Origin of the sequence: Runella sp. (assembly GCF_965279615.1) — a bacterium.
Lineage (GTDB): Bacteria > Bacteroidota > Bacteroidia > Cytophagales > Spirosomataceae > Runella.
In genome coordinates, this window is record NZ_OZ257252.1 from 6,043,843 (window position 1) to 6,064,298 (window position 20,456).

17 protein-coding genes and 1 pseudogene are annotated in these 20,456 nt (G+C 43.4%); 2 read left to right on the forward strand and 16 right to left on the reverse strand.

The genetic code is table 11. From position 1 onward, the window contains the following. Positions 1-11 precede the first annotated feature (11 nt). The 8 genes from ACQY73_RS25345 to ACQY73_RS25380 form a co-directional block, all read right to left on the reverse strand. Positions 12-410, reverse strand: a complete 399-nt coding sequence (locus ACQY73_RS25345; RefSeq protein ID WP_428656418.1) for a hypothetical protein — start codon at positions 408-410, stop codon at positions 12-14. Positions 411-551: 141 nt separating this feature from the next. After that, positions 552-758, reverse strand: coding sequence for an SBBP repeat-containing protein (locus ACQY73_RS25350; RefSeq protein WP_428656420.1), 207 nt, complete (start codon positions 756-758; stop codon positions 552-554). Positions 759-825: 67 nt separating this feature from the next. Further along, positions 826-2,355 carry an SBBP repeat-containing protein gene (locus ACQY73_RS25355; RefSeq protein ID WP_428656423.1) on the reverse strand — a complete coding sequence of 510 codons (1,530 nt, stop codon included), beginning with the start codon at positions 2,353-2,355 and terminating at the stop codon, positions 826-828. Positions 2,356-2,519: 164 nt separating this feature from the next. After that, positions 2,520-6,332: a 3-coathanger stack domain-containing protein gene (locus tag ACQY73_RS25360; protein WP_428656425.1), complete on the reverse strand. Its 3,813-nt coding sequence runs from the start codon at positions 6,330-6,332 to the stop codon at positions 2,520-2,522. A gap of 115 nt (positions 6,333-6,447) precedes the next feature. Then, positions 6,448-7,848 (reverse strand): serine hydrolase, encoded by a 1,401-nt coding sequence (locus ACQY73_RS25365; RefSeq protein WP_428656427.1) that lies wholly within the window; start codon positions 7,846-7,848, stop codon positions 6,448-6,450. A gap of 15 nt (positions 7,849-7,863) precedes the next feature. Then, positions 7,864-9,318 (reverse strand): alpha/beta fold hydrolase, encoded by a 1,455-nt coding sequence (locus ACQY73_RS25370; protein WP_428656429.1) that lies wholly within the window; start codon positions 9,316-9,318, stop codon positions 7,864-7,866. A 69-nt stretch (positions 9,319-9,387) separates the two neighbouring features. Further along, positions 9,388-10,197, reverse strand: a complete 810-nt coding sequence (locus ACQY73_RS25375) for a DUF6597 domain-containing transcriptional factor (RefSeq protein WP_428656432.1) — start codon at positions 10,195-10,197, stop codon at positions 9,388-9,390. Between the two features lie 15 nt (positions 10,198-10,212). Next, positions 10,213-10,599 (reverse strand): hypothetical protein, encoded by a 387-nt coding sequence (locus tag ACQY73_RS25380; RefSeq protein WP_428656434.1) that lies wholly within the window; start codon positions 10,597-10,599, stop codon positions 10,213-10,215. A 270-nt stretch (positions 10,600-10,869) separates the two neighbouring features. On the opposite strand from ACQY73_RS25380, the gene ACQY73_RS25385 reads away from it, so the two are divergent. Next, the gene (locus ACQY73_RS25385; protein ID WP_428656436.1) at positions 10,870-11,673 is read left to right on the forward strand and encodes a hypothetical protein; all 804 of its coding nucleotides are present in this window, start codon (positions 10,870-10,872) and stop codon (positions 11,671-11,673) included. Positions 11,674-11,767: 94 nt separating this feature from the next. Here ACQY73_RS25385 and ACQY73_RS25390 read toward each other — a convergent pair whose 3' ends face one another. Beyond that, positions 11,768-12,640, reverse strand: coding sequence for an alpha/beta hydrolase (locus tag ACQY73_RS25390; protein ID WP_428656439.1), 873 nt, complete (start codon positions 12,638-12,640; stop codon positions 11,768-11,770). A 131-nt stretch (positions 12,641-12,771) separates the two neighbouring features. On the opposite strand from ACQY73_RS25390, the gene ACQY73_RS25395 reads away from it, so the two are divergent. Continuing rightward, positions 12,772-15,846: a 3-coathanger stack domain-containing protein gene (locus ACQY73_RS25395; protein WP_428656441.1), complete on the forward strand. Its 3,075-nt coding sequence runs from the start codon at positions 12,772-12,774 to the stop codon at positions 15,844-15,846. 1 nt (position 15,847) lies between these two features. Here the strand turns inward: ACQY73_RS25395 and ACQY73_RS25400 are convergent, their stop codons facing one another. The 7 genes and pseudogenes from ACQY73_RS25400 to ACQY73_RS25430 all read right to left on the reverse strand — a co-directional run bounded on the left by ACQY73_RS25400 (position 15,848) and on the right by ACQY73_RS25430 (position 20,222). Next, positions 15,848-16,297, reverse strand: a complete 450-nt coding sequence (locus ACQY73_RS25400) for a nuclear transport factor 2 family protein (protein ID WP_428656443.1) — start codon at positions 16,295-16,297, stop codon at positions 15,848-15,850. Between the two features lie 145 nt (positions 16,298-16,442). Next, positions 16,443-16,805: a hypothetical protein gene (locus ACQY73_RS25405; RefSeq protein ID WP_428656445.1), complete on the reverse strand. Its 363-nt coding sequence runs from the start codon at positions 16,803-16,805 to the stop codon at positions 16,443-16,445. 159 nt (positions 16,806-16,964) lie between these two features. After that, positions 16,965-17,213 (reverse strand): annotated as a pseudogene (locus ACQY73_RS25410) (helix-turn-helix domain-containing protein); the annotation flags it as partial. A 12-nt stretch (positions 17,214-17,225) separates the two neighbouring features. Further along, a complete protein-coding gene (locus ACQY73_RS25415) occupies positions 17,226-17,357 on the reverse strand; it encodes a hypothetical protein (RefSeq protein WP_428656448.1) in 132 nt (43 codons plus the stop codon). Between the two features lie 143 nt (positions 17,358-17,500). Continuing rightward, positions 17,501-17,794, reverse strand: a complete 294-nt coding sequence (locus ACQY73_RS25420; protein ID WP_428656450.1) for a hypothetical protein — start codon at positions 17,792-17,794, stop codon at positions 17,501-17,503. Beyond that, positions 17,775-18,770, reverse strand: coding sequence for a hypothetical protein (locus ACQY73_RS25425; RefSeq protein ID WP_428656452.1), 996 nt, complete (start codon positions 18,768-18,770; stop codon positions 17,775-17,777). Before ACQY73_RS25425 ends, ACQY73_RS25420 begins: the two co-directional genes overlap by 20 nt. A 144-nt stretch (positions 18,771-18,914) precedes the next feature. Continuing rightward, a complete protein-coding gene (locus tag ACQY73_RS25430) occupies positions 18,915-20,222 on the reverse strand; it encodes a hypothetical protein (protein ID WP_428656454.1) in 1,308 nt (435 codons plus the stop codon). Between the last annotated feature and the right edge of the window lie 234 nt (positions 20,223-20,456).

Sequence of the window (20,456 nt, forward strand, 5' to 3'; positions counted from 1 at the left end):
GCCGCAATCTTTTAGATTCCTCTGATTTGTTTGTCTTTGACGGTCATTTCCCAATCGCCGAAACTGCCGTATAACACAAAGGAACCAAAGCGAAATTTGTCCACAATTTCAGTTCCTTCTGACACGCTATCGTAAAAATCTTTGTCAACGGGAAGCTCAAAATCTACGGCGTTGATGGCGTTTTTGATGTGTTTTTTGATGCTGAGGGAAAAATTGGCCTGCTTCAATCGTATCTTTAAAATGTATTTCAGTTTTTTTTCCGATTGCGTAGCAGTCAACTCCTGTACTTGTGCCTTCAGTGCTGCATTTTCTTTTTGCAGTCGTTCCATTTCCGCAGCATCACCGCCGCAAGCCGATACTAAAACGGTAAAGATCAAACAATAAAAGAGGAGAGAGGCAGAGGGTTTCATTTGAAAATAGTTGGATGGATCAGGGCTACAATAGTATCCAATATTTCATTCATTGTCAAAAAAGAATACCGTTTTGTTTATGGTCATTGTATGTTAAATAACCATCTCTTTTATGAATAATTCGGAAATGAAACGGGCAAGTTATTTTTCAATTCTCTCAATAAATACATCACTGTTACCGGCTGAGATTTTTGTAGTATTTCCAAAATTGGCTGTACCCCAATAAGATCCTGTAATATATACATTACCTGTCGTATCAACCGCAATATCCAATCCATAGTCTGTATTATCCCCCCCCCGACGATTGTACCCACTGCAACGTTCCGGTATTGCTATATTTAACAACAAAGATGTCTTTTGATCCCGCCATTGAGGTTATGGATTGATTTTCCAAATTATCTCAATAGCACATTTCTTATTTGTCCAGTCTGCCCACAAAAATATCGCTGCTTCCTGCGGAAGTATGAGTTCTGTTCCCGAAAATGGCCGTAGCACTGTACCCTCCCGTAAAGTAGATATTGATATTGGAGTCTATCGCAACACCCATTGCTATATCACTGCCTGTACCTCCGGCCGATACAACCCATTGAAGAGTGCCGCCACTGCTATATTTTGCCACAAATATATCCTGACTGCCCGCTGCGACTTTAGACACAGTTCCAAATTTGCCCGTTGTCTCAAAACAGCCTGTTACGTACGTTTGGTCATTAGCGTCTACAAAGACGCTGTAACCGTGATCATAACCCGTTCCTCCTCCTGTTTTTGCCCATAGAAAGCCTCCGGCACTATTGCATTTTAAAACAAACATATCCCGAATTCCCTCTGAATTAATGGTTGTTCCACTGAATGAAGTAGGCCCTTGGAACCCTCCTGCAACGGCAATATTACCGTTGGGGCTGACAGCCACACTTTGACCGTATTCATGACCGAGACCGCCCAGCGTTTTCGCCCATTGGACAACTCCGCCGCTGTTGTACTTTGCCAGAAAGATGTCATACCCGCCGGATGAGGTAAGTGAGGTACCCCCTAAATTGATAGTTTCCAAATAATAGCCGGTTACAAACATATTTCCGGCGGCGTCAGTTGTGATGCCCATTCCGCGATCATCACTCGAGCTTCCGGTCGAATATACCCACTGAAAAGTACCATCATTGTCATACTTAGCGATAACTATATCTTCGCCGCCCGCTGAAGTAACAGGACTGCCGCCAAAGGTTGCCGTAGATCTGAAATGCCCGGTTATATAAGCATTTCCGGCCGCATCGACCGCTATGCCTCGGCCATTGTCTTCGTCCGTTCCTCCTGCGGATCGTACCCACTGGAAATTACCGTTGTTATCGTATTTGGCCACAAAAATATCATTGGCTCCTGCGGCGGTAACGGACGTATTGCCGAAGGTAGCCGTTGCACTATAAAGACCTGTGATATACACATTTCCGGAGGCATTGACCGCGATGCTCAATCCCTGGTCCCCGTTTGGTCCTCCTGCCGATCTGACCCATTGGAGTGCTCCGGCGCCGTTGTATTTTGCAATGAATATATCCTGGCTTCCTACGGATGTAATTGACGTATTGCCAAACGCAACGGTTCCTGCATAGGCTCCGGTCACATACACATTTCCGCCGGCATCTACGGCAACTCCGAACCCATAATCATTTTCTGTGCTGCCGGGTGCGTCTATCGTTGTGATGATGGGGTTAAGGGTAGAATTGTTGGTCAATGTACAAACCCATTTGTTGTCGGTAAATACCCGAAGACACTTAAAGGTAAGGTCATATGCTAAATCTCCTTCGGCCGGATTGGGAAGGGCTAAAATAGCATCATACGTAAGGCGCGGATGGCTTGACGCCGGTGTGATTCCGTTAGGTGTAATAGTTACGTTTTGGCTTTGTGCACTTAAAACGCTTACTATCAATAATAAACAAAGTAGGAGTGGTGTGCGCATAATGATTTTGTCTTTTTTTTAGAGACGATATAAGCGCTATATACGGTTGTATGTTTACAGGAACTTTTTTGATTATTCCATTTTAAACTGCTCCGTTAACTCTTTTACAATAGTATTTTTGAATCTAATTCAATGATTTTCTATAATTCTTCGGCGAGAAATTCTTAATTACAACCGGCAATTTCTGCTTTAAAAACACTGCCGTTATTTGCCGTAAATCCACTGCCTTCTGCCGGTAGCAAAATAATGGAACTGCCGGCTCGATAGGTGACTGCCGTGCCGGAATTGATATTTTGCGTAGAGGTTATATTTTGCCAAGCCTGTTGGGTGCCCGGTGTGCTGTTACCGTTTAAATCCAACGTTAGGGCGCAGTTGGGCATGATGTTGACCGATTTGGAAGTACTGCTGAATACTCCGCAATTGGGCAGTGGGAATTGTGCCTGAAACACGGCAAAGTCCGTGTTGATGTAAGGATTTAGATTTGTAAAAGGGCCAACTTCGTATGAAAGACCTCGAACGGTATACTGACCAACACCATAGAGAGAAGAATTGGTTAGGTTGGCATCGCTGCTGAAGCCAACAATACGTCCTGTAGTATTGTTGGAAATTACATACGTATAATTATAGTTTGATACCGGGGCGGGCAATACCTCATAGATTAAAGCACCGTTCGGTTTTACAAAGTTGATGGAATAGGTGGCCGGATACACCGGATAATTACTTCCAAAACCTGTTACTACGAGTGTGTATAGCGTATTGGCCGTAAGTGTTACTGTCATACTTCCCATAGACTGACTTGTGGTTGTTGATTGTATCCAACCTTGGCACAAATTATTGGGATCAAATGAACCTGAATAAATATTTGCCAATACTCCCTGCGGGCCTGAAATGTTGAAACTATACGTGCCCCCGACAGTGACATGCAATTTATAAGCATCATAATTGGTTGGATTGCCACCTAATTGGCAGTTATTATCCAACGAAAATACTAAGCTGGTGACAGGGTCAGTAAAGGTGATTGTTCCGGAAAACTTTGTGATAGGTGCAGTATAAGCGACTAAATTTAATGCTAAAGCGGCATTGCCGACAACTGCCGTAACCGGAGCCGCAGGTTGAAATGTGGAAGCAACCGCTAAGCAGGGATTGCTAACCGTAACCTTCGTCAGTAAACGAGCCGAATGACAGGTTCCATTAAAACAGGCAACATAAAAATCAGTTGCGCCGGCTAAGGGCGGTGTTGTGAAGGAAGTTCCTGTACCAAGCGCCTGATTAGAAGTAGGTGAGGCCAGCCAATGGACTGTTGTGCCGCCCGAACAGCCGCCGGTGGTTAAGGTTGCAGTGTTGCCTCGGGCAATATTAGCTCCGGTAACAGACGTAGGCGGGTCGGGAAGCGGATTGACTGTAATGGTCAAAGAAACAGCAGTACTTGCACATCCGTTGTTGCTACAGGTGGCATAATACGTTGTTGTTTCAGTAGGAGCGACCTTTCCGGTACTTCCGGAAGGCAAAGGCGACCGGGCAGGAATTGCGGTCCAATTGATAGTGCCTGCACATCCTGTGGCAGTAAGAGCGGCCGAGTCTCCTGAACAAATGGACAGATCGGAGCTGACGGAAGGAGGAAGCGTGCTGCAAGGTTGAATCGTAACGGCTACTGAATTGCTGCTCAATCGCCCGCAAACGGTTGAGGGTAATAAACCCGCGAATGTACTGAAGGAAATTCCAACATAGTTGTCATAGTTGATCTCTGCACTTGAAAACCCATGAATGGCATAAGTGCCGGCCGTGAATATGGCTGAATTACTCAAATTAGGAGTATTTTGGATAGCAATGATAATATCAGTGGCAGTATTAACAATAACGAATCGGGTGATAGCCGGGCCGGTAGGCGCTAAGGAAAGGTTAAGGGCAGGACTTCCTGCCGGTGCCGTAACAGCATTGGAAGGAGCCAACGTGTAGGTGACAGGGCTACAGGTGTTTGTGATCGTAATATCAACATTATTAATATCAAAGAAAATGTTGCCGATGGCTTCTACTTTGATCCTTCCCGTCGTCGTGGAAAGATTGGGAATTGTAACGGTTTGTGCACCGTCATTGAGAGTATTGGCCGCCAACACAATCGGAAATGTATTGCCGCCATCTGTCGAAAGGGAGATTTTAACGTTGTTGCAGGATACAGGAGACAGTTGAGTATTGTTCACCGACCAAAGGACAGTAGTCGTTGTGGTGCCATCGGTGTACCAAGTGGTTGGTAAATTGTGAGAGGTTATCAAAAACGGGCCGCTTTCAGCTACGTTCACGATTGCTTCGTCTGAGTCCACTCCGCCGCCGGTAGTATGATTGTCGCGAACGGTAAACCTAAATTTCATTTTGCGAGGCTTAAGCGGTAGATCTTCTCCTTCCGGGTCCCAGGGATTGTTGGCATCAATTAAAATAAATTCCAAACTTGGAAAGGTACGCGAGGGTACATTCAGTAGTTTGCTCTTGAAAAGCGGGGCGCTTTCGGTGCTGTTTACGGCAGTATAACCGCCTACCCCAACAATGTCACTTCCAAAAGCACCTTTATCGCCGGCACTTGCTACGTCGTACTGATCCCATGCGTAGGTGAGTTGGTCATTGATATCAGGGTCTGTCGCTGTGCCGGTAAGCACAAAGGGTGTTCCTTTCGGAATCGTAACATCGGCACCGGCGTTGGCTACCGGAGGGGTATTGCCGGTAGCAACCGGTGTATAGCAGGTACTTGTTGTATTGACAGCATTATATATCTGCTCTAAACTTTTGGTGTGAAAATAACTGTCAAAGTTGGATCTGAGGGTGTAGTTGACCGGCCAGCCGCAATTACTGTTATAGCCCAGTAAGGTACTTCCCCCGCCCGGCTCAATGGCTGATGAACCATCCCATTGTGATGTGCAGAAATCGTTAGCGCCTCCGATGGCGTTGAAGGTATGCCCCGCTGAAAATTGATGGGAAACTTCATGGGCAAAAATATTGACAATGCTTCCAAGATATGCACTCTTTTCAAATTCGGTCCAACCTACGGCTTTCGTTGAATTATCACACGGTCTTCCTCCCGCCTGACCGCGTATGTAATAGGATGGCGGATAAAATCGCGCCCAAGTGGCTGAATTTGAATAAGAATACGAGTTAAAAGTATGCGCTATGTCGTATTGATTGTAGGGTAAAGTGGCGTTATTGTTTAGGGTATTAAAACCGATCTGAGAGTTGTAAGCGCCCGCAAAATTAGAATCAACGGGGAAAGGATCGGTGGCACCGTTGGTAAACAGCAACGGATAAGGAAAGTCGGTCGTCTTGGAAATTAATGCAAATCGGACAGAGGCTTCTATTTCATAGATAAGGTTGGTCGCATTAAGAATCGCAACAATTTTATCCCGGGCTTGATTTGTTCCCTCAAATGCCGTCACCATTTCGCCGGTAGCAGCAGCAGCCATACGATAAATGCGTAACTGACTCCCCACCGGGAAAGGATAAATATTGAGTATTCGACCGTTTTTAGGAGGGACATTGCCAAATGCCTTTGCTTCACTGTCGGTGTTACAATCTCCGCTTGGCGCTTCATTCATCGCATAAAAGCGGTATTTTCCTGCTTTTTTGTCGATTGGCTCGATGATATAATAACCGCTTTCTGTGTGGATAATAGCCTCAAGGCCTCCCGTTGGAGTAATTGAAAACCGAATTTTTGCCTTGTTATTCAGCGACTGTCCACTGTAGGTCTTGGTATCTTTTACCGGAGTATCAAAAACAGGTGATTCTTTCACGCGAAAGGGAAGCGTTTGCTCACCGGGCATTGGAAATTCAATGATCGGTAAATAAGCTTCGTTGGTTGCCGTCGCGTTTGCCTGCAATTGAGAGACAAGGGTTGGCAGATTGATCGTGACTTCTCGTCCTATGGGTTTGTTTTGAGCGATACTTCTATGAAACGAGGCTAAAAAAATAATAGAAATGTAAAAGTATGTTTTCATAAACATAGCCGATAAAAGATGGAGAAAGTACTAAGAACGCCAGCGTGTCGAGTACATTACTTCTTTTATAGACGGCAAACCTCAACGCAAGGTTGTATGTTTACGGTTACCTTTTTTATTTCCACTTTTTCAATTGCTCAATGGCTTCTTTTGCACCGTTATTTTTAGGATCCAATTCCAATGATTTTTTATAGTTTGCCAGCGCACGTTCTTTGTTGCCTTTGTTCAAATAAGCCTCTCCCAGACTGTCATATACATTGGCTGATTCGGGAAATAAGCGCACATTTAGCTCAAAAACTCGGAGGGCGTCGTCCAGTCGTTTGCTGTTCATGAGGTAATAGCCAAGTTGATTCAAGTCATCTTCGTTCTCAAAGTTATAATCGTTGGATTGATTGGCTTTCAGGTCGTTGTATTGCGCCAGTAGTTGTTCAATGGTTTGATTTTCACTATTTTTCCGTAATGTCATAAACAACGATCTCTTTGGTGCGGTATAGGGTTTGCCCTGCAAAATAGCTTTGATGGCATCCTTGATCTCGAAAAGTTTGGAATTCATGTTATTGGTCAACAGCATAATGCTTATTCCTTCGGAAGGGGCAGTATACATGAAAGACTCAAAATCAAACGATGACCCGTGGTGAAAATGCTCTTTTATTACACCTCCTTCCATACTTCCTCCGCCCAAACCCGATTGTCTGTTGGCCGCAAAGGGCGTCAATATTTCTTTAAAAGAATCCCTGTTGATCAAACGAAAACTGTGCAGACACTCATTCCATTTATAAAGATCCTGCGCGGTCACGGCCGTCCATCCTGTCATAACGTACTTGAATTGGCGGGGAGATTCTACCCCGTCATTGTTAAAAGCAATGGTCCCGTTGTTTCCCTTCATGTCGGGGTCTACTTCCGAGGCGCTCATGCCGCAGGGTGTAAGCATTCTGGTTTCTACGAAGGTATGAAAAGGCATACCCGTTATTTTTTCAATGATGCGACGTTGCAAAAACACATTGCTGTTGTTGTAGGCGTAATTGGTCCCGGGCTCAAATTGCAGTGCCTGAATCTGCTTCATATCGTTCCAAATATCGGCGTCGCTTTGAATGGTTTTCCAATTGATGTCGGGCAAACCGCTCGAATATTGCAGAAGATTTTTGATCGTTATTTTGGTACTCCATTCCGGCAAATCGGGTAGGAATTTTGACACTTTATCGTCTAGGGTAAGTTTGCTCTGCTCTTTCAGCATCATGATGCCAACGGCGTTGAATTCTTTGCCGATAGAGCCGATATTAAAGCGGTCGGCAGGCGTCAGTTTTCGGGATTTGCTTCCGTCGGCATATCCCCAAGAGGCTTCATAGATGGTTTTCCCTTTCTCAACGACCAACACATTTCCATTGAAAATTCCTAACCGGTGCGCCCGATCCATGAGCGTTTCAATCTCTTTTGATTTGCTCGTTTGTGCCCACAAATGGGTGATAGAGAGCAAAATAAAGATAGAAGTTAAAACTGTTTTCTGAGAGTTCTTCATGTTTATAATGGTGCATTAATAAGCGATAATGTCCTTTTTGTGGGAAACTATTTTTTCGTTAGGATTATTGAGAAATTTTTCAATAAATATATTGCCTTCTTCCCGAATAAGCGGCCCATGCGAGCGATTTTGAAAAAGCAGCCGCTGGCTGTTGGGCATATAATGATGGATTTGATCATTATAAACGGGCCGGCACGCCGGATCGGTATCTCCGGCAGCAAGCAATACCGGCACGTTTGAATAAAAAGGTGTTTTGGCTTTGACCGGAATGGAAGGAACTTTCCAGCAATCGCACATGGGCCGCGTAACGTCATGCAGGTAGTAGCCCGCTCCTTCCATGTAAGCATAAAGGTCGTATTGTTGCCTGATCACTTCATCTCTCGCATAGGCCATTTTATCCGAACAATACACCGATAGCCGCATACCGGAAGGGCCGCCTCCCTGAAAAATCCCGTTCAGAAAGTCTCTTATAAATTGCTCATGGTTGCCCCGAACCATCTCAGAAACAATGGCCGGAACATCTTTCAGTCGCGAAAAATCATAGAGTTTGTTGACCAAAATACCGATCAGTTCACTGCTTGAATAGTGGAGCGTTAACGTATCCTTTGTGCCTTTTTCCACGTACCGGATGAGAAATTTTTTGCCTTTTATGGATGAAAAATAACGCTTGAATTTTAATTCTTCAGGCCCGATAACGGTATTGCTGAGCGAATCAGAAGAATGTCTTTTGAACGCGGTATGGAGCGCTTCATTGAAGTTGACAGGTTCTTCTTCGTCAATGTTGATAAATTCCGGAAGTGGAGAATCCAGTATAAGCGATCGGATGCCCGTCGGGAAATGTTGCAGAACGGACATCATCAGGCCACCGCTGTAAGAAATGCCATAAAGATTAAGCGAATCAATTTTCAACGCCCGTCTCAGGTCTTCAATATCCGCCGCACTTTCGAGGGTTGTGTAGCCTGAAAGATCAATGCCCTGCGCTGCCAACTTTTCCCGGCAACGTTTGACGCCCGCCAAGATCATACTGTCTTTCGGCAAGTTGTATTTGAACGCATTTTTGAGCGCTTCGCCCATTTCATTGCAATCCAACGAGGGAACGGCAAAGCGGGTTCCGCGCTGCTCAAAGGCGATGAAATCGCGATTTTTGATGAGCGAACGCATATGAACCGAGCGCACGATCCCAAGGGAACTCGCTCCCGGACCGCCGCCGGTAAAAAGGACAGGGTCTTTCTTTTTGTATGGATTATTGCTTTCTACTACGATAAAAGGCAGTTTTACCGTTTTCCCTGCCGGTTTATTTCGGTTTTCAGGAACGATCAAATAGGCACATTTGGTGGTTAAACTGCTGTCTGCTTTGAAAGCACAGGGGCAGGGCTCGATCTTTGGTTGATAGGTAGCCTTTTGTTGAGCAAATGCCGGTTGCAAGCCCAAAATAGCCGTTACAAGCGTTAGTGTCGAAAATCTTTTCATGCTGTTTGTGATTAATTTTCGACAAAACTACGCGCCGTCCAACCTAAAATTTAGTAAAAAAAGGACAATTTAAACGCGGTGTTCGATTAATTTTTTGCCCGTAAACTTTACCACATCCTTATAAAAATGGCTCATATCATAGTAACCATAATCATAGGGTGAAAAGAGTTTTTTGTCGATTACGTACTCTGATAAGGCAGTTCTTGCCCGTAAGGTAGAGAAGTAATTTTTTGGGGTTGTGCCGACCACGTTGTTGAAGTAGCGATAAATGGTTTTGTTGGTCGCAAAGAGTTCTTTGGCAATTTCGCCGTTGCTATACTCCATGTTGCCGTTGCCGTAGGTTTCAATGGCTTTCTTTACGACATTGAAATAATGACTTTTGGCCTTCTTCTCTTTATGCATATTCAAAAAGAAGTTCTGCAACAACTCCATTCTTTCCTCAAATGAATCAATTCGCTTCACCTTTTGGATCAGTTGAAAAGGCAGTACGTGATGGAGGCCGACCACTTTATCGGCCAATTGGGCCTGTGGTATTCCAAAAATGGCTTCAAATCCGCCCGGTGAAAACTTGACCGTAAAGATATGGTCAGTCGGTAGGTTGTGTCGCTCTACGATCGTATTTCTTAAAATGAGCACATCCTCTTCGGATTTGATAGAATAGCGCTGTTGATCCAATAATAACTGATAGGGCGAGCCAAGATTTATCCAAAAAGTGGGCGTCCAGCTTGGAAATAGCTTTACCGTAAAACCTTGGTTCGCCATATAGCGCCCGGTTGCTTCGTAGGAAGATTCAGAGAAAAACTCAATGTAATCGGCGAGTTCCGCACACGGAGCTTTGTATTGATAAATTTTGTGAATGTTATCAAAGATCTCAACCATCTTTTTGACCGATTTTTATTTTTCCGTCAGTAAGCCTTTCAATTCTTCTCCCATTTTCTTCATTCTACGATAGGAGGCCGCCGAATTTTTACGTTTGTCAAACTTGATTCTGAGCGTGCCGGGAGAAGCTTTGATGTAAAAATGCATTCCGTTGTCGGGCGCAATATCTCCATCTAGTTGGGCATTTACAAAAGACATACCCGACGGCTCCAAATGGTCGTCCAAAAAACGCTGCATTTTGCGGGTTTTTTCTTCAGGATAATCGGCCGAAATCTTATACATATCATCGGACTCACTGACACTGATACTGAGGTTGTCGCCGTTGAGTTCCTGCTTTAAAAAAGGATAACTGATAAGGGCAGATACAAGGCAAAATGCGATGAGAAATGCGAATGTTTTCATGAGATGCTGCTTTTAAAATGGATGTTAATGCTAATGTAAATATACGTGTTATATAAGATACTTTGCAATGCATAGTACCTTGCAGATGCGTATATTTTTACAAACGGTTAAAATCAAGGATAAATGGAGAAGTGTTTATTGAACGTAACAAACCCTTTTTTTGACGCTTCACCGGCTTTTTTTGTCAATCCGGCAAAGAGCCCCTCGCTTTCAAGAAACCTGCTCCTCAATTTTGCAGCTCGAATTTAAATTACATAACAGCTCTTATTTATGAAAACAGAATGGTTAAAATGGACAGTACCGGTCATAACAATGGCTTTTTTGACGTTAGGTTGCAAAGATAATAACGACCTTCCTGACAGGCCTGATCCTATTGAGGAGGCCGCGCCTAAATTAAAGAAAGCAGTAGGCTCAGCAACGGATTTTCAGCAATTTAAATACGATTCCGACGGACGTATAACCCAATACGTTTCACAATGGCAGTTTGTACAATCGGACCCGAGTCAAATCCGTCGCTTAGAACAAAATTTTGTGTACAATGCTGCCGGGCAACTTACTACGCTGAGTTCCGATGCAGGTATTCACAATTACGTTTATAAAAACGGCGTACTGGAAAAAGTTGAAAGCCGGTCGGCCAATCGCCTGATCTCCACTACCTACTTCCTGTTTGATGCAAAAGGGCAAGTGGCCGAGCGTGAAGAGGTTGTTCCGGAAGAGCACCGTTTGCCCGATGCTCCTGCCAAAACCAAATGGAAATACACCTACGATGCCAAGGGCAATTGTGTCCATACCGACTACTTCCTTTTTATGGAAGACAGCTATAAGCTTTATGAATCAATTGATTACAGCGAGTTTGATACTTCGGGCAACCCCTTCGATCTGCTGTCGTTTTATCCGTATGTACCTTGGGTGAAGTTTCACGTTAACAATCCCGGCAAACAAACGACTTCGTATGCTTCAGGTGGTGAGCCGGCAATTACTACTTACCGCTACCAATACAATAGCAAGGGCATTCCTACACAACGAACAATAACTCAAAACGGTGCCGATTGGACTGTGAAGCTGGAATACTGAATTGATCGACGCTATTGATTTAGCGTCTGACAGGCAGGCAAAAGGAAGTTGGCGGTGTTTTTCACCGCCAACGGCCAAGCTTCTGATTCCTGAATCAATATTGATGAAAGGCATCGGAGATGAAAGACAAAACAGTAGGCAGCGCTTTACGCCAATAAGTCCATGTATGTCCACCGTCGTGAATACGGAATTCGTGCGGGATCTCTTTTTTACGCATCGCGATGTGTACCAGTGCATTGCCTTCGTATAGAAAGTCATCGTCGCCGCAATCAATGTACCAACGTACGGCTTTTTTCCGGTCATCGGGCACACTGTTGATCAATTCCAACACGCTTTGACGCTTGTAGTAGGCCTCAATTTCGGCATCGGTATAGGTAACGTCCGGTTTGGCTCTTTTCAGGTTCGCTTTGGTATCCTCAAGCGTAAGCGGTCCGGTAGCGGCGCTGAGCGGGCAGGCCGATGAGAAAAGCTCCGGGTGGTGCAGTGCATAGGTAAATGAACCGCCACCGCCCATAGATAAGCCCGCAATGGCTCTGAAGCGTTTTTCTGTTTTGATACGATACGTTTTTTCTACATAAGGCATTAATTCCTGAAAGAAAAAATCCTCGTAGCGCCATTCATTTTTGGCATCGTTGGCGTAGCCTCTCGTTCCCGTGTTGGCATCGGGCATCACGATGATCATGGGCGTGGCGGTACCCTCGCTGAATGCTTTTTCGGCTATTTGCTGTACTTCACCGAATTGCACCCAACCCGTTTGGTCATCGCCGGCACCGTGCAGTAAATACAATACGGGATAGGTACGTTGCGAGGTTTCGTAGTTGGGAGGTAGGTAAATGGCAAATTTTCGATCGCTTTTCAGGATTTTACTCGGCACCGAAAGGTTGTCGAATACCTTCCCCGATTGCGCTGAAAGCAGATGAGCGGTGAACAGCAAGGCCGTTACAGCCAAAAGAAATGGTTTTTTCATTGTGATTTAAAGAATACGCTAAAGGGTTGAAAGTTGATTTGAAAGAACGAATAAAACCTGGAACCACGCACCGTGGATAAGAGTACGAAACATGAAGTAAAGTAGTATAAACCACTTATTTAACCTGAAAAATGAGAATTTTACTTTTAACAGTATCACTTTTTGCTTTTTGCACCTGCCTGCAGGCGCAATCGCTGCTTAAAGATATAAAGACCGATAACAGTTCTTCGTATCCTCGCCAAATGACCGATGTGAACGGGACCGTCTTTTTTCTGGCAAAAACCAATAATGCAGAATATGCCGAACTATGGAGGTCCAACGGGACAGAAGCAGGAACTGCATTGGTCAAAAACCCTTCTCTGGGCGTTCCGGGGCCGTTTTTCACAAACAGTCTGCAATACTTTTTCTTTAAATTCAATGATAAATTGATCTTTTCGGCCTACGACAATCAGTTTGGACAAAATAGCGAATTATGGATTTCGGACGGTACGGCGGCGGGAACAAAAATGCTCAAAGATATAAATCCGGGCAGCAGCGGATCAAGCCCCCGAAACTTTGTGCAACTGGGAACAAAATTCCTTTTTACGGCTTATCATCCCTCCTATGGTGAAGAACTTTGGATAAGCGACGGAACGACCGACGGTACACAGCTTTGCAAAGATATTTACACCGGGACCTCTTCCTCCCTTATCAGAGGATTTACGATCTTCAACGGAAACGCTTTTTTTTACGCAACCGGTGCCACAACCGGCGTAGAATTATGGAAAACCGACGGTACACCTGACGGTACCGTTGTTGTAACAGACAGTCAGCTTAACCCCGGTACCGCGAGTACAGTTGATTTTACGACCCCGCTGCCGGTGGCTACGTCAGAGTACCTGTACTTCCCGGTCCATAACAGTATGTATGGCAAAGCCTTGTTTGCCTATTCTACAACTGGCTTTTTGGCAATGGCCTACCAAAACCCTTATGGTGGCGATGCTGTTCCAAAAGAGTTGACGGTTTATGACAATCAGGTGTACTTTACCGCCAATTATAATACTGTTCCGAGTAACAGAGGGCTGTTTCGAACCAATGCTTTCAGTGCTCAACTTGCGGCCATTTACGTAAACGATCCCAAAGATTTGACCATTGCCAACGGGAAATTGTTTTTTACGGCTGAGGATTCAAACGCACGCAGGGAATTGTTTCAAACAGACGGCACAACGAATAATCTGCTTCCCGTCAAAGATATCAATCCTTCCACTGCCACTGGTGATGTCACCTTCCCGACCGACGCTGCCAAAAGAACTTTCATCGGTACCGGTACGCAGCTTTTTTTTATTGCCAACAATGGCACCGCCGGCTATGAACTTTGGCGGTCGGACGGAACGGAAATGGGTACTTATTTAGTGAAAGACCTAATGACAGGCAGCGTTTCTGCCGACTATTCGTATTTTCGGGCGTTTGAAAATGAATTACTTTTTATCGCCAACGGAACAGGGCAGGGGTTTAAAGCCTGGAAATCAAACGGAACATTGGCCGGAACAGAGACGCTGGAGTCCATTAATCCCGCGCTGAATATTACAAATGTGTACCCAATTCAAAAATCAGGTGCCGCGTTTTATCTCAGCGCCTATGCTCCTTCTTCAGGGTATGAATTGTACAGAATAAATAGCGGAGCAGTAGCATTGGTGAAAGATATTAAAACGGGAGGTTTCAGTAATAATGAGGACTTTAGAAAGGTATCGGAGAGCAGCCAAGGAATATTTTTTACGTTTGACAACGGCAAAGACGGGTTGGAATTATGGAAAACCGACGGTACTCAAAACGGAACCCGGCTATTTTATGACTTCAATGCCTACCCTGTAAGTCCTCAAAGTCCGTATCAGGTATATTCCACTTTTGACTTTTACAGCCATTCAAGTCGTTTCGACTCGGAGTTTATTTGGTACAGCAACAAAATGTATTTCTTTGTCAATCAGCAGCTTTGGGTCACTGACGGCGTAAGCGTTCCGAGCATATTTAAGAGCTCTCCGAGCAGTAATTTCTCAACCAATTATGCTTTGGCGGTTTATAATGGTTTATTGTACTTCAATATTGGGGATGAACTCTGGAAAACAAACGGTACAGAAGCCGGGACAGTGTTAGTGAAAGACCTTGACCCCAACGGCTCCCTACCATTGAGCAGATTTACAGTAGCCAACAACCTGCTTTTTTTTGTGGGATATGATCAGACTCGCGGCGAAGAACTTTGGCGAACGGACGGTACTGAGAGCGGAACATTTATCGCAAAAGAACTGGTGGCGGGAGCCAATAATCCCAATAATTCGTATAACCTTAAACCGGTAGGGAACACCTTATTTTTTACTTTTTACGATCCTATACTGGGAAGCGAACTATGGAAAACCGACGGCACCAACGGCGGGACCACAATGGTAAAGGATATTTATCCGGGAATAGGGTACGCCCCTGATTTTATGACCAATTTCAATAATCAGTATTTGGTCTTTTCGTGCCATGACGGGGTAAACGGCATGGAACTATGGAAATCGGACGGCACTACCGGCGGCACACAAATGGTCAAAGACCTAAACCCGGACGGCGATTCAAACCCGATGAATTCGTATCAAAATTCGTTTGCAGTATTCAACAATAAAGTCTACTTTATCACTACTACAGCAGGAGGAGAACGCAAATTGACCGTGTCTGATCTAACTTCAGCGGGGACTTATCAATTAGACATTAAAACGTTATTGGAAGTAAGAACAACCAACTATGGTTTGGCTTTTTCAGGATTGTCCAACACAGGCATTGACGGTGAGCCTTATTTTTCGGACGGAACGGTTCAGAACACGCTGCTTTTAAAAGACATTGCGCCCAACACCGGCTCCTCTGCACCTGCCAATTTTTACCATTCTCCCTTGCGAAAGATCATCCTGTTTCTGGCCAATGACGGTATTACGGGAAAAGAGGTTCATGTAGTAAAAGATTGCCCTATCCAACCGGCCGTCGGCGGTACGCTATCGGGCACTACTGCGGTCACGGCTCACAAATCCATTACTTCTACGGCAAAGTTGGCGACCAACAGTACTACCACTTTTACGGCATCCAATGCCATTTTGTTCACACCCGGGTTTGAAACCAATGCTGCAACAACGTTTACGGCGCAGATCAGCGGGTGTACCTACAGTACCACGAGCCTACCGCCAAGCATCGGGAATTAACTTATTTCGTAATGGGCGTGGAATGCATTTGAGTAAGCCACCATTCCCGGTCTTTCCTGACCAAAATGGCACTTTCCAGCCATCGTACGGTGCGTTTTTCGTTGGTAGCGGTATTGGTCAAATAGGCATTGTTGTAATAACCAATCCAGGCGATGTCTTTTTTGACGGTAAATTTGATAAACCTGAACTCATTGGTTCTTGCCCAAATGCGCTTCTGTGTCTGTCTTTTAGACACAAAGTTTCGCAGCGTGTCTATCGTCCATAATTTACCCACTTCATACAACTCAAACTCAGGCGTGCAATTTCGCTCCATGTATTTGAGGTCATCTTGGGAAAACAACTCAAAAAAATCAGCAATGACATTTTTGATGGCCACGGTATCTTTCGCCAAGTCTTGGGCGAAGGCACTTACAGGTGCGAAAAGTAAAAGAGACAGGAGAAGTTTTTTCATTGGTTTGTTGAAGCATTGCATCTCAAAGTGAGGAGGCAAATAACCAATTTATGGGTGATTGGGCAAGGATTTTAAGGAAAACTATAAAAATGGTTGGCGATGGAGCAGACCGCCAACCTTCAAAAAACGATCTTTTTGGAAACCTCTATTTAAAATCTACTTCTACAAAATTAAACTTGTTGAGATTTTCCGGGTCATTGAGCATTGCATTCTGTCGTTGAGACGCCTGTTCGAATGAATAATAATAATTGAAATCGCTGGTACATTTTCCGTAGTTACAATTCGCTTTCATATAATTCGCCCATTCTTTTGTCAAGACGGTCAGATCATTATCGTTGGCTTCAACTTTGGTGATTTTTGTGTATTTGAATTCTGCTTTACCCGTTACTGTACTCATGTCCCAAGGCCGTGATTTGCAGTAGTAATAATATGTTTTTTTATCGTCGGATTTGTCATTTTCAATGCCGTAAGCCGTAAGAAAAATGAATGCTAAGGCAAGTGTTTTCATATTGATAAATGTTTAGGTTAAAAATGCACGATTACTAAAAAAGGTTGATTATTACCCTTTTAACAAATTTATAGATTACGATGCTTTTAACCAAACAAAGTTGTCAAACGACAAAAAGCGTCAGCTACCCAACGTTATTTTGTCGCTTGACAAGCTTCTTTATGATTCTACAATCCTTTTCTTTTGAAGTAAGAAAAGTTGGAGAGCTTTATGAACTTCTTCTATAATAAATTCGCTAAGTTCATTCAATTCTGTTGTTTGCTTTTCTTTCATCGGTGAACTTGTCAAAAGTTGGATATTTAATACTCGCTCAATTTCCCAAAGTGTTTCGGTAGTAAAGTTGTGCGTACCACTTAGCCAACGGCTGATTTCGGAAGATTTCTTGCCCATCATAAAAGCAAATTCCTGATTAGTTAATCCTCACTTTTGTAAGGCATGATGAATTTGAACCGCCAGATTCATTCGTCGGTCGATTTGGTCTTTTAGTTCAGGAGTAATTCTTTCTTGAACTTTGCGCATAATGGCGCTATCGTGCTTTTTGGCTTTATTCATCGGATTCAATGATTAAGTTTTCCACTAATTCCTGATAATGAGGGTAAAAGGAACACCTATGAATGTTGGAGGGAAAAACCACCTTGATAAGCTAACCTTTGGAAGGCAAGGCAATGAGCAAAATTAACATACTATAAAGGAGCTTAATCGGTAAGCACACCAAGCTCTTTCAGCATTTCAACATATTGTTGTCCACTCATCGGGCAGTCAAAAAAGTCTTCTGCTTTATTAGTTTCCGCAAACTTTAATTGCTTTTTGATTTTCCCCATCAATGATGTACCATATTCATTTAGTCCATGACTAAAATAAGTATAAACATTTTGCTTTACTCCATCTATTTCAAGGTAGTAAAATTGATGATGATCTTTTTCCGGGTAGAAAACAAAGCCTTTTTTAGTAAGGACTTTTTGTATATCCTTAGCTTTTCTGACTTTCATTGATTACTTTTTTAACTGTTTTTATAAGATTTTCCTTTAGTAATATTGCTGCTTTTGATAATTTCTTATCCTCTTCTAAGGCAAAATTTTGGTAAAGAGAATGGAAAGTAAAGCCGAATGAATATTCAGCTTCTTCACGAGTTTCACCCCAAACTGTAATATCATACTCTAAATTTTGAATAACATACATGCCATCCTCAAATTCAACTTGACAATCAATACGTTTATTTAGGATATATACTGTATTTTCAAAAGCAATGGTATTAGGTTTGTAAGGGTAAGTTTCATGGTCTAATTCTTCCCAAAAATATACCTGCTTTATATTTTTTTTAGAAAGGCTATATCCGTTTTCATCCTTCCGTACTTGTGCATAAAATTGTACTATTTTATGCACGGATTCATTGATTTTTGATTTTTTAACTTTGGGAACATAAAATGAATATAAATTTTTTGCCGGCTGTTTTAGGACCTTTTTTACACCTTCATTAAGTAAATTTAACTTATAAGGCCGCTCCGGAGAAACAGCAGAAAATAAAGGTTTAAATATTTGATTTCGCTCAATATCGCTAAAACGATCCAATACCTTGCGTAAATATTTAGGGTCTTCATAGTCTCCATATAAGATATTTTCCTTGTAGTCCTCGTAAGTCTCTTTTTTCCACCTGTTTACATGGTCGTTGAAGAGCGAGGGGGGGGAGATTATATTAGGGACTGCAGCAGCTTCAAAACTGCTGAATTTTAAATCTACAATTAAAAGCTCAAGGTCTTCTTTTAAAGAATCAAGTACTTTATTACTTTGCTCATATGCCTTTACAAAATCCTCATTTTTGAAAAATTCTACCTCCAAAAAACTTTGAAAAGACTGATTTATACTTGATAATACACTTATTACAGAAGATATACGAGCTGCGTGGCCTACAGTTTTATCAGGATCAATTTGAAATCTAAAAGCTATTTCTCTAAGTTTATCAAGCATTTGATATATCTGTTTCAATTACAAAAGTATAAGAATTGTGCCATATATTTAACATCTTCTTGCTATCAAACCAGTTATTTAAACTGTTTCTCATATCAAAAATAACGGAATTAGTAACCGGAATGATATGATTCAATTAGGAGGTCACTTCGCCTCCTCTACCGGCGGAGGCACACCAAAGCGTTTTTGAGCGCCTTTTAACTCGCCGTGAGAATTGATGAGGATGAACGCCAATAACGCAAAGAAGACTAACAGAATGCCAAAATTGAGGCTCCATTTCTTCGGTGCAAGGGGTTTGGGCGTAAATTCAGGATGCGTTTTGCCAATCAGGAAGGCCACAATGATCCAATTTACCAGATAAAGGTATTGTTCGATACGGTAGCCACTCATAAATGCGCCCGTAATCAGAAAACTGAACATGGTATACAATCCCCAATGGGAGAGGAAGAAAGCATACACTTCATTTTTAGTATAAGACACCGCATTGGCTCTATTTTGATAAAAACGCATCCACCACCAAGCCGTTAACACCAATATCATTCCAATCGACGTCCATTGTATACCTACAAGTATGGGGCTATCGGCCGCTACTTCTATTTTAGTGAAAATTCCCTGAAGGCGTTCCAGATCAAATGATCGTTCCCAAACAATGAATGGGATCACCAACGTTACCATTAGCAATGGAAACCAAATCTTGGATTTAGGTTGTTGATTTTCACCCTTTTCCCACTGCGAAGTGAGCGTTCCATAGGCCATGCCGAGTCCGCCGAAAAAACCTAGCGAATATTCCATTACGTTCCAGAAATTGAACTTGACGCCCGTCAAGCCGCCCAATACCTGCAAGGTATTGCCAAAAGCAAAGCCAAAGCCACCGCCAAGACCTGAGAAAACGGCTACACGCAGGGCCGAGGACTGTTGGTGGCGCACCAAGTACCACGTCAATGCCACCGCTGCACCAAAGCAGGCTGCCCACATTTCAGAACGTGGCGGAGTCATGAGCCATCCGAATTCTTCGATCATAAAAAAGTAAAAAAGAATAGCTCCGATTGTCATTTCTACAATAACCTCAACCCATTTAACGGGTTTGGCTGCTGAGTCTGCCAACGCCAAACCAAACAAACCGCCACCCACATAACCGTACAAACCTCCAATGACAAACAACATCAATAATCCATAATACACGTTGACGAACTCAATACCGCGTCCATATCCAACCACGATGCCATAACTCGCCAAGCCGGTCAAACCCCAGCCCAACGCTCCGGCAAGGGTAGCGGCAAAGATTTTGGTGTACCAATCTGCCCGCTTGGCTACGAGTAAAACGCTCAATGAGCCGACCGCTCCGGCCCAAGCTGCGCCGTATTCGTGACCAAATTGTCCGCGAATGGCCCAAGCTGTTCCGAGCGACATCCCCGCCATGAGCATGGCAAAGTAAAGTTGTTTGTTTTTCATTATAAGAAAGGGTATTTTGAGGGTTTAGGTTCATTTGTAGATATACAGTTTTATAGAAAAAAAAGGCTACTTTAAGTTAGTTTTTAGGCCACAGAGTTGCACGAAGTATAGCACAGAGTTACACGAAGTTTTCTCTCTGTGAAACTCTGTGTATATACTCTGAGTAACTCTGTGTCGAAAAAGAATAGCCTAAAATGACTTGATTGCAGTAATATACAAGAAATAAAGACCCCT